Source organism: Salinisphaera aquimarina (assembly GCF_042643355.1).
Taxonomy (GTDB): Bacteria; Pseudomonadota; Gammaproteobacteria; order Nevskiales; family Salinisphaeraceae; genus Salinisphaera; species Salinisphaera aquimarina.
This window is the reverse complement of sequence record NZ_JBHRSS010000007.1, coordinates 197,097-206,197: the sequence shown is the minus strand read 5'-3', so window position 1 is coordinate 206,197 and position 9,101 is coordinate 197,097. Positions and strand designations below refer to the sequence as shown.

8 protein-coding genes and 1 pseudogene are annotated in these 9,101 nt (G+C 61.6%); 3 read left to right on the top strand and 6 right to left on the bottom strand.

Going from position 1 to position 9,101, the window contains the following annotated elements; translation table 11 throughout:
- Together ACFOSU_RS15410 and ACFOSU_RS15405 are read right to left on the bottom strand one after the other, a co-directional pair.
- A pseudogene (locus tag ACFOSU_RS15410) lies at positions 1–410 on the bottom strand (transposase); the annotation flags it as partial.
- A gap of 115 nt (positions 411–525) precedes the next feature.
- A complete protein-coding gene (locus ACFOSU_RS15405) occupies positions 526–1,077 on the bottom strand; it encodes a MarR family winged helix-turn-helix transcriptional regulator (protein WP_380690828.1) in 552 nt (183 codons plus the stop codon).
- Between the two features lie 40 nt (positions 1,078–1,117).
- On the opposite strand from ACFOSU_RS15405, the gene ACFOSU_RS15400 reads away from it, so the two are divergent.
- On the top strand, positions 1,118–1,498 hold the full coding sequence (locus ACFOSU_RS15400) for a tautomerase family protein (protein ID WP_380690827.1): 381 nt from the start codon (positions 1,118–1,120) through the stop codon (positions 1,496–1,498).
- Positions 1,499–1,893: 395 nt separating this feature from the next.
- Here the strand turns inward: ACFOSU_RS15400 and ACFOSU_RS15395 are convergent, their stop codons facing one another.
- Positions 1,894–2,490: a LysE family translocator gene (locus tag ACFOSU_RS15395; protein ID WP_380690826.1), complete on the bottom strand. Its 597-nt coding sequence runs from the start codon at positions 2,488–2,490 to the stop codon at positions 1,894–1,896.
- Between the two features lie 103 nt (positions 2,491–2,593).
- Here ACFOSU_RS15395 and ACFOSU_RS15390 point away from each other — a divergent pair, with 103 nt between their 5' ends.
- Positions 2,594–3,151, top strand: coding sequence for a TetR/AcrR family transcriptional regulator (locus tag ACFOSU_RS15390; RefSeq protein ID WP_380690825.1), 558 nt, complete (start codon positions 2,594–2,596; stop codon positions 3,149–3,151).
- A 63-nt stretch (positions 3,152–3,214) separates the two neighbouring features.
- On the opposite strand, the gene ACFOSU_RS15385 is transcribed toward ACFOSU_RS15390, so the two are convergent.
- From ACFOSU_RS15385 to ACFOSU_RS15375, 3 genes are all read right to left on the bottom strand, one after another.
- Positions 3,215–4,444, bottom strand: a complete 1,230-nt coding sequence (locus ACFOSU_RS15385; protein WP_380690833.1) for an MFS transporter — start codon at positions 4,442–4,444, stop codon at positions 3,215–3,217.
- A 128-nt stretch (positions 4,445–4,572) separates the two neighbouring features.
- Positions 4,573–5,835 (bottom strand): TAXI family TRAP transporter solute-binding subunit, encoded by a 1,263-nt coding sequence (locus tag ACFOSU_RS15380; protein ID WP_380690824.1) that lies wholly within the window; start codon positions 5,833–5,835, stop codon positions 4,573–4,575.
- A gap of 435 nt (positions 5,836–6,270) precedes the next feature.
- Positions 6,271–7,992: a tannase/feruloyl esterase family alpha/beta hydrolase gene (locus tag ACFOSU_RS15375; RefSeq protein WP_380690823.1), complete on the bottom strand. Its 1,722-nt coding sequence runs from the start codon at positions 7,990–7,992 to the stop codon at positions 6,271–6,273.
- A 392-nt stretch (positions 7,993–8,384) separates the two neighbouring features.
- Between ACFOSU_RS15375 and ACFOSU_RS15370 the strand changes: the two genes are divergently transcribed.
- Complete coding sequence (locus ACFOSU_RS15370; protein WP_380690822.1) at positions 8,385–9,014, top strand: sulfotransferase family protein; 630 nt, start codon at positions 8,385–8,387, stop codon at positions 9,012–9,014.
- The last annotated feature ends 87 nt before the right edge of the window (positions 9,015–9,101 follow it).

The following is a 9,101-nucleotide window of genomic DNA, read 5'->3' as shown; positions in this document are numbered from 1 at the left end:
AGTGGGTATCGGCCAGACGTATTAACCAATACGCGATCTCGGCATTTTCATCGGATAATCGGGGCTGGTACCGGTAGCACGTCGCACTGATCGAAAACGCAGCACGGGCCATGCGGATGCTGATCCCGTGCTCAGCCACGCTGCGCTGGGCCATCTCGCGGCGGCGAGATTGCCTTACCATTTTTTGTGAGCGCCTCCTGGACGATCTCGGCCTTGAGGCGTTCTTCGGCATACATCTTCTTAAGACGCCGATTTTCGTCCTCGAGCTCTTTCATGCGGGCCATGAGCGACGCGTCCATGCCGCCGTATTTGCTGCGCCATTTATAGAACGTGGCCGAACTCATGCCGTGTTCACGACAGAGCTCCGGTACCGGGGTGCCAGCTTCGGCTTGTTTCAGGATCGCCAGGATCTGGCTGTCGGTGTAACGGGATTTCTTCGCGGGAACCTCCTCGGTTCAGGGTACGAGAAAATTCCACTTCTGACCCGCGCTCTTTTCTGGGGGGATTACCTGATATTCAGTTCGCTCATGACCGACCCACACCATTCTGGGCCAACGACTGTTCAAAGCGATCGACGAAATCGGAGGCCGCCAGCACTTCCAGTGCTGCACGCAACGCGGCTGATGGCTGGGCACCAAACACTTCCTCAAATCCATGCTGGGCAGCGTCCCATAATGCATCCGAGGCCGTGAGTTTGGCGCGCCCGCTGACCGTGATCGTGATTCGCCGACTTCGACGATCATCTGGATCAACACCGATCTCGACCAGTCCGTCCCGATGCAATGGCTTGAGCGTATGTGCCAGGCCGCCCGCGTCCATGACCATGGCCTGCGCTAGCGCGCCCATTGTCATTGGCTGCGAGCGAGCAATTTCCGCAAGGATCGCGCGCTGAGTCGTCTTGAGACCGCTCGGGGCCAAGGTTTCGTCGTAGAGCTGGGATATGCGGCGAGAGGCTTTGCGCAGCTGAGTGCAATGGCATCGACCACCGCCTGACGTTTGGCTGGAAGCGTAGATCGTCATAACCGAATCCAAATGTTTCTTGACATACATCATCAGCATATGCAGATTATAAAGCAAGCATATGCTTATATTCCACTTGAACTATTAGGACTGCTCTATGCCACTCGTTCGCATTGATCTTCGCCGAGGCAAATCAGTGTCCTATCGCGAGGAGGTCACCCGCCTCATTTATGATGCCCTGACTGAAGCGGGCGTACCCGAAGACGATCGCTTTCAGATTGTGAATGAACACAACGCCGACAATTTTTACTATTCGCCGAAGTATCTGGGCATCGAAAGAACCGATGATCTGATCATCATCCAGATCACTTGGAACGAGGGCCGCTCTCTCGATCAAAAGAAGGCACTGTATAAGTGTATCGCCGATCGGCTTACTAACGGCGTTGGCATTCGATCAGAAGATGTCTTCATTAATTTGGTTGAGGTCAAAAAGGAAAACTGGTCTTTCGGCAACGGCGAGGCACAATATGCGAAGTGATCGTACTTGCGCACTGAGGCCTTATCTTGAGGTGGACCCCATGGATTGGACAGCCCGCCACGATTTTTAAGTGGCAAGCTGCAGCGGAAGATTTTGGGGGCACGTCTTGCATTGCCACATCTGCGCCATTCTGGATCGAGCTTTTGCATCCGATGGCGCATGCCTCAAGAACTGATTTCGCCTCATCAGGTGTGAACGGCCCGGCGCATGGCGACGACGAACGCGGCGAACGAGATCAGCGAGATCGCCGGACTGTCCATTCGACCAGCACGTAGTGCTGTCGCACCGCCCAGCAAAAAGTTGGGAGATGTCTTGCGTTGTACGCAACGCAAGATCTGGCCGCGAGCGTCCGTGTTGGAAAACATGGATTGTCGCCGATCAATTCATCGCCCGTATTAACCGAACATTGCCCAAAGCACGGCAGCTACCATGGCCGTGGCGAGCACGCCGCGTATCAAGCGTGCCGTGTGCGGGCGGCGAAGCCATGACGTGAGTAGCTGACCGCTCGCCATCCAGAAGATGTTGGTCGATGCGGCCACGGCAAGGCATGTCACAGCGGTGAGGCCATAGGCCCAGAGCGTCGATTCAACCGGCAATATCGACTGCGAGAAGATGGCGAGAAAAGCAGCGTAACTCTTCGGGTTGATTACGTTGAGCAATAGGCCGTCTCGAAAGCTCGGCGCACCGCCGGCGTTCGACGGATCGGTTGGAGGCGAAGCCGTGGCGATCCGATAGGCGAGATAGACGATATAAAGCGCGGCAACGGTTTCGAGAACACGCCGGACGTTTGGAAAGTGGCTGAACAAGGCCCCGAGCCCGGCCGCCGATGCCAACGCTGCCAGTGCGAGGCCGGTCATGATGCCGCCGTAGAACGGTAGCGAGCGACGCAACCCGAACGTTGCGCTCGACGCAGCAAGCGCGACGGGCGCCGGCCCCGGCGAACCGAGTACGAGCGCAGCGGTCAGTACCAGCGAAGCAATCGCCGTGGCCATGGTCAGTTCTCCAGCTCACGCACAAATGGAACCATTCAGTACCGTTTATACATTGTGGTACTGATCGGTTCCAATATGTCTGGCGTTGGGCTAGGGTGACGGCATGCCGACTCAAGCCAGAGAACGTCTGCTCGATTCCGCCGAGGCCCTGTTTTACCGCCACGGTATTCAGGCGATCGGCATTGATCGTCTGTTGGACGACTCCGGCGTGGGGCGCGCGTCGTTCTATCGTCATTTCGAAAGCAAGGATGCGTTGGTCAATGCGGTACTGGCGCGGCGTGATGCGGCGTGGCGTGCGACGTTCGATGACATTCTCGATGCCTGTGGTGACGAACCGCTTGCGCTGTTCGATGCGATGGCCGCGCGCTACGCCGAGAACGATTTCCGCGGATGTGCGTTCATAAACGCCATGGTCGAAGCCGCAGACCGGAACAGCCCTTTGCATCGGATCGCAGCCGGGCACAAACGGGCGCTGATCGAACGGATTGCCGAATCGTTGCGGGCCACCGGCCACGCGGATGCCACAAAGCAGGCGACCCGGTGGGTGCTGTTGCTCGACGGCGCCGTCGTCACCGCGATGCGCGAAGGCCACTCCTGGCCGATTCAGGAAGCGCGTCGGATGGCTGCACAACTGCTGGATCGAGAGGCCGCATCAAACTGAGCGAATTCGGACTCCTGGATCGGATTATCCGAGCGCGCGTGTCCCGAGAGTCGATCCTGCAGGTCAGGTACGAACGGCGCAGCGCATGGCAACGACAAACGCGGCGAACGAGACCAGAGAGACCGCCAGCACCGTCCATTCGACCAGCGCGTAGTGCTGTTGCACTGCCCAGAGTGCGGCTGCCGATATCGGCGCGATGCCTTTGGCGATGTTGGATGGAACCGAGAGCAGACCGCTGATGGAGCCATAGCCTTCGGTCCACATGACGTCCTGGACGATGGTGCCGCGCAGGATCGTCATCATGCCGTTTGCCCCGCCGAATATGAGCGCGAACATCAGCAGCGAAAAAGACGATGTGCCGGCGTAGAGCAGGATGACGATGGCAATCGGGAAGGCGCCGGTGACCGCCAGCCCGATCACGGCCGGGCGTGCCCGGCGCCCGAGTGCGAACCATAGGCCACGTGCGGCCACTTGTGCCGGGCCGATTGCGCCCATGATCGTCAGCACCCAGCCGATGGCAACTTGCCGCTCGATCAGCAGCGGGACGAGATGGAAGGTGAGGGTGGCCAGCGTCGTGTAGTAGGCGGTGAAGCAGACGGCGAGCGCCCAGAAGGTCGGCGTGCGCAACGCGAGCGCAGTCGCGGACCGGGCCTGTGCTTTTTGTGATGCCTGGTCATGCGCCGAGCTCGCGGCGGGCGGTCGGATGGCCCAGAAGTGTATGGGTACGCAGACCACGATATTCACAGCGGCCAGGCTCAGCAGGCAGCCGCGCCAGCCGAATACCTCGGTCAGGCCCTGGGTGAGCGGTATGAACACGGTGCTCGCGAAGCCGCCGACGAGGGTGATGAGGGTGATTTTCCTGCGAAAGGTCGTCGGGTATGCCCGCGTGACGATGGCGAAGACCGGGTCGTAGAGCACCGCGGCTAGGGCAACGCCGAGACCTGCCCATACCACGAACAGGACCCACAGGCTGTGTGCCTGCGACCAGAGCGCCAGCATGGCGGCGGCCAGTACCGACCCGGCCAGCATGACGGTCCGGCCGTGGCCGCGGTCTATCCATGTGCCGATCGGATAGGCGGCCAGCCCGGAGATAAGCAGCCCCAACGACAACGCGCCGTTGGTGGTAGTGCGCGGCCAGCCCATGGTCTGTTCCATGGGCACCACCAGCAGCGAAAACGAATAATAGACCGAGCCCCAGGAGACGAGCTGGGCAACCGCGAGCGCCCAGCTGGCCCGTGCACCGTCATCGGTTATCGATGGGTCATGGTGGGTCGTCGTGCGGCTACGGGTCATCGGGTCATAGCGCTGCAACAGGGTGAGAACGAAAGCTGAGGATCGCTCGTCTTGTGCGTACAAGCGGAACCAGGCCCCTGACTCGCGGACGGCATGGCACTATTTGCCCTCCATCAGTGTCGCTCGATTCATGCCGCGCGGTTAGCAATCCGTTTGCGCAGCAGATCGATATGCAGCCGTGCGTCGTAGGCGTAGCCGCGGTACGTCAACGGAAGATGCAGGCTTGCGATCTCGAGATCCAGCTCGGCGAGTTCGTATTCCAGCGCGCGCAGTTCTTGCGGATCGTCGGTTTCGGAGGCGGCTTCGTCAATTTCGCGGATGCGGGCGTAATGGCGAAAAACGCGGTTGCGGATGCTCCATCTGTAGAGCCCGGGCAGCGTTCGCAAAAGTGGCAGCAGAAGAAACACGATGGGCAGTAGCAGGATCGCGAAGCGGCTGATCTGGGCGACCACCCAATAAGGCAGGAAGGCGTTCAGCGGGCTCGGCCCGTCGGCAATCAGATCCCGGGCATAGGCGTCCTGCGGCAGGGACGTGTTCTCCATCGATGGAAATTGGCCCTCGGGTGTGATGACGTCGCCGGGCTCGTGGACTTTTCGTGCGGCTTCGACAAGCCTGTCGACGATTGCCGGGTGCAACTCCGGCTGTGCGACGATCCGGGCCACGAGCCCCAGCAGCTGGCGTTCGCGCGGGGGCAGGGGCGGATTGAGGGCGAAGGCGCCGGAGGGCACGTCGACCAATATCGATTGCGGCATCCGTCGGGACAGCGCGACGATATGATCGAGTTGCAGCAGGGTCGCCTCTGCGTCGGCTAGAACCGGCGACAGATACGGTGCCGAGAGGGGCGCGACGAACAGCGCCACATCCGCGTCGCCGGACGTCAACGCCTGGGCGGCATCGGCTCCGCCGAGCGGCAACAGGGTATTCGCGTCACCGGACAGACCCGCTGCGTTCAGAAATGCCCGCGCCGCGGCGCGTGTGCCAGAGCCGTCGCCGCCCGCGGCAATCCGCAATCCGGACCATTGCGCCGGGTTGTGTGGCACGTCCACGCCGGCCGTCGGCCGTGCGAAGATCAAGAGCGGCTCGGTGAAGACCGCGCCCAGCGTTTCGATGCCGTCGCTGGCGGCAATGCCGCCCTGCAAGAGCGCCGCGTCCGCCTCGCCGGCGGCCATCAGCCGCGCATTCTCGACCGACCCGGCGGTGGCGATCAGCTTCAGGTCGATCCCGTCTTTTGCCAGTATGTCGCGATATTTGGTCGCGATCCGCCAGTATCCGCCGTCCTCGATGCCCGCCGCGAAACGAACCGTCGACGGCGGAACAATATCGCGGCTCAGCCACCACAGCGCAGTCACCGTCATCACGACGGCGAGGATCAGGGCGGAAACGCGAAGCATTGGCTATCTCGGTTGGGGTGTAGTTCCAAGCCGCATCAAACCGTGATTGGCTCGGGTTTTGCAACTTCCACGTTGTGTTGGACGACCGTTCCCGAGTGAAAGCCAGGGTTAGCTTCTGCTGGCCCGGCTCCCATGTACAGGTTAATCAAGCCACGGGACTTGTCCGGGCCGTTAGACACGCACAGGCGTCAGGGCCAGGTCTCGCGTTTCGTTTTCTGACAGTAACCGGTCCGGTTGGAGGCGGAACGCAAGACCGGCGCCCGCGCTGTGGACCAAAGAGGGCGGCACTGTCACTACTGTGTGCCAGCAGCGACAGGCCATTGCCCCAGCCGCAAGGCATATCGGCCCCCGGCTTCATTCCTCGTCGAATGCCCATCCACGATTCAAGAAACAAGGCCGGGGCCGGGGTTTAGACGCCTTGGCAAGGCGTCGTGCCTACTCCACGCATTCAAAGGAATCGGCCGACAGAGGATCGCCGCCGTCCACGTAGCTGGGCCACGCCGGGTAGTCGCACAGGGGGCGGGTTCGGCCGGGTACGCCGACGGTGTCCGTCGTCACCTGATTTTCAGGTGCGATGTCCTGCTCGGCCCAGTTTTCCAGCGCGGTCAGGGAATCCCAGGTGGCGTTGAATTGGGAGCTGGCCGCGTGACCGAAGCCGGGGACTTCGTAGTAGCGGACGAACGAATCCACTTTTTCGGCACCCATCTGATCCAGCAGCCGGCCGTAGTAGATTTCGGTTGCCCGGGTGCTGACCAGGACATCCGACAGTCCGTGTGCCAGGAGGAGCTTCCCGCCCCGGTCGGCGAACTCCGAAATATCGGTGCCGGAATTAAGCTGACCGCTGAGTTCGCTGATCCGTTCCGCGTATTCCGGCGTTGGGTTGATGGGGTCGAGCGTAAACGAGTTGAAATCGGCATCGCGGGCCACTGAGTACTTGACCCATTGATCGACCAGCACGCTGAGGTAGGGCGCGGTTCGGGGCATGGGCTGGACGGGCTGACTCGTGCCGAGAGCGAGGAAGGTCACCGTAGGTTGCACGGGCGTGTCGATGGACGTGATGCCCAGGTCCGCGCCCCAGACATTGCTGCCCGGGTAGCCGGTTTCGCCGCTTGCCAGCGGGAAGTTGAAGTTCACGCCTGCGTCTATCGTTTTCAGTGCGTCGATCTGGGCATCGGAGAGACAGCTGTCGCCATCATCACCGCCGCTGGGGCAGCGCAGCGGGTTGCCGTTCACGGTGGCTGTCGCGGGATCGAAGACGGTGTTGCACTGGCGCTGGTCGCTAATCAGGTCGTCCTCGAGGCCATCGAGGGCATCACAGGTTTCCAGCGCGGCGTTCAGGAGCAGCAGACGCTTGGCGGAGTCGGGGTAGGCGCCCGGCTGCGACAGGGCAAGACTGATGTGCTGACCGGCCAGAAGCGCGGCGACGTTGTTCCAGGCGGGGTACCAGGCGATGGCGCCGTCCCAGTCGTCGGGCCAGCGCTGGATATTGGTCAATGCCTCACGACCACCGGTGGAGCCGCCGGCGAAATAACGCTGGGTCGGTTCGCTGGCGTAGCGCTTCTGGATAATGAAGGTGGCGGCATCCCGTGTCTTCTTGAGAGCCTCGCCGGCAAAATTGCGAACGGCTTCGTCGTTGAGACCCCAGCGGCCGTCCTGAGAGCCGTACTCGTTGGCCTGGTGACCGGAGTCGCTGGCGAACGTGGCGTAGCCCCGGCCGAGTGGGGTGGGTTGGTCCAGCGCGCCCTGGGCCACGTGGCCGGTGATAGCCGGGATGGTGCCGTTGAAGCCGCCGCCGCCGAACATGAGCACTTTCGTGTTCCATTCGGTCGGCAGTGCCACCCGGAACAGGATATCGGGCGCCGAAGTGTCGACCGGCGCAATGCGGCCCGAAACCAGACAGTGTTCAGGGACGAGCGTCGCGCCACTGCCGCTGGCTGCTACCGCTTGTGCATCCGCGACGGTACCGCCGGACGTGGGCAGGTCGATCGCGTCGGCGGGAATTTCCAATCCGACCAGTTGGGCGCAAGCCAGAGGTGTCTGTCCGGCTACGTCATCATCCGATGACGACGAGCCGCCGCTACTGCAGCCAATCAGTACAGCGCTCGATATGCCGCATACCGAGAGCGCCAATAAATTCACGTAATTTCTTTTAAACATGGTTACCCCTCTTTTTGTTATGTGAAGGCGCGCCTTCCTGGTTTACCTATCTAGAACATAGGCGATCCCTGATTGGCGAGTAAAGAACAATCGTGATGGCGCGCCAGGGCGGGTGCAGCCCGCTGCCGAGCTGTCGCGAGGGGTTCCCCGGAAACTGTGTGTCGCCACGTGTCGCGGCATATGCCGCATATCTTGTTAGGCGGGCAGCGGGGGCGTGTCCACTGGCCGTCATATCGAACTATTCCCCGGCGTCACGAGTAGCGCTAAATTGAAGGCGAGGCTGCTTCGCCGCGTCGGCAGTCTGCCCGGTGCATGGCGCGGGCGAGGTCGCGGCGCCGGTGGGTGGAACACCTGCGGCGTATCTCGGTTCGCATCTGCCGCGGAGAAACGTGATGACTATTCAGGTTTTTGGCGCCGGTGTCGGGCGTACCGGCACCTACTCGCTCAAACTGGCGCTGCAGCAGCTTGGGTTAGGGCCGTGCTTTCATATGGAAGAGGTTCTGCAGCATATGCCGGTGCAGGTGCCGCTTTGGTCGAACGCGCTGAACGGCAAGCCGGACTGGCAGGCGATATATGGCGGCTACGAGAGTGCGGTCGACTGGCCCACGGCCGGCTTCTTTCGGGAACTGAATGCGGCTTATCCGTCTGCCCGATTCGTATTGACGCATCGCAGCCCCGAGAGTTGGGCGGACAGCTTCGGTGCCACGATCTACACCTTGATCGGCGACCGCTACAACGCGCCACCCGATATGAAGGCGTGGCTCGAAATGGCCGCGGGCGTGATCGCTCGAACCGGGTTCCCGGAAGGGTTGGATCGAGACGCGTTGGTCGAGCGATTCGTCGCCCATAACGAAGCCGTCAAAAAGACGATCCCGGCCGACCGGTTGCTCGTCTATGAGATCAGGCAGGGCTGGGAACCGCTGTGCGAATTCCTCGGCGTGCCGGTACCCGAACCAGCCTTTCCCCGGAGCAATGATCGTACGGAATTCTGGGATCTCGTCGCGGGTAATGGCCGGCGCTAGGGAAGGCCCTTTTAAGGCGCGCGGTTCAGTCTCCTGCGTGGCGCGCACATAGCGTTTGGCGGCGCGCAAAAAAAACGGGCAGGTGCC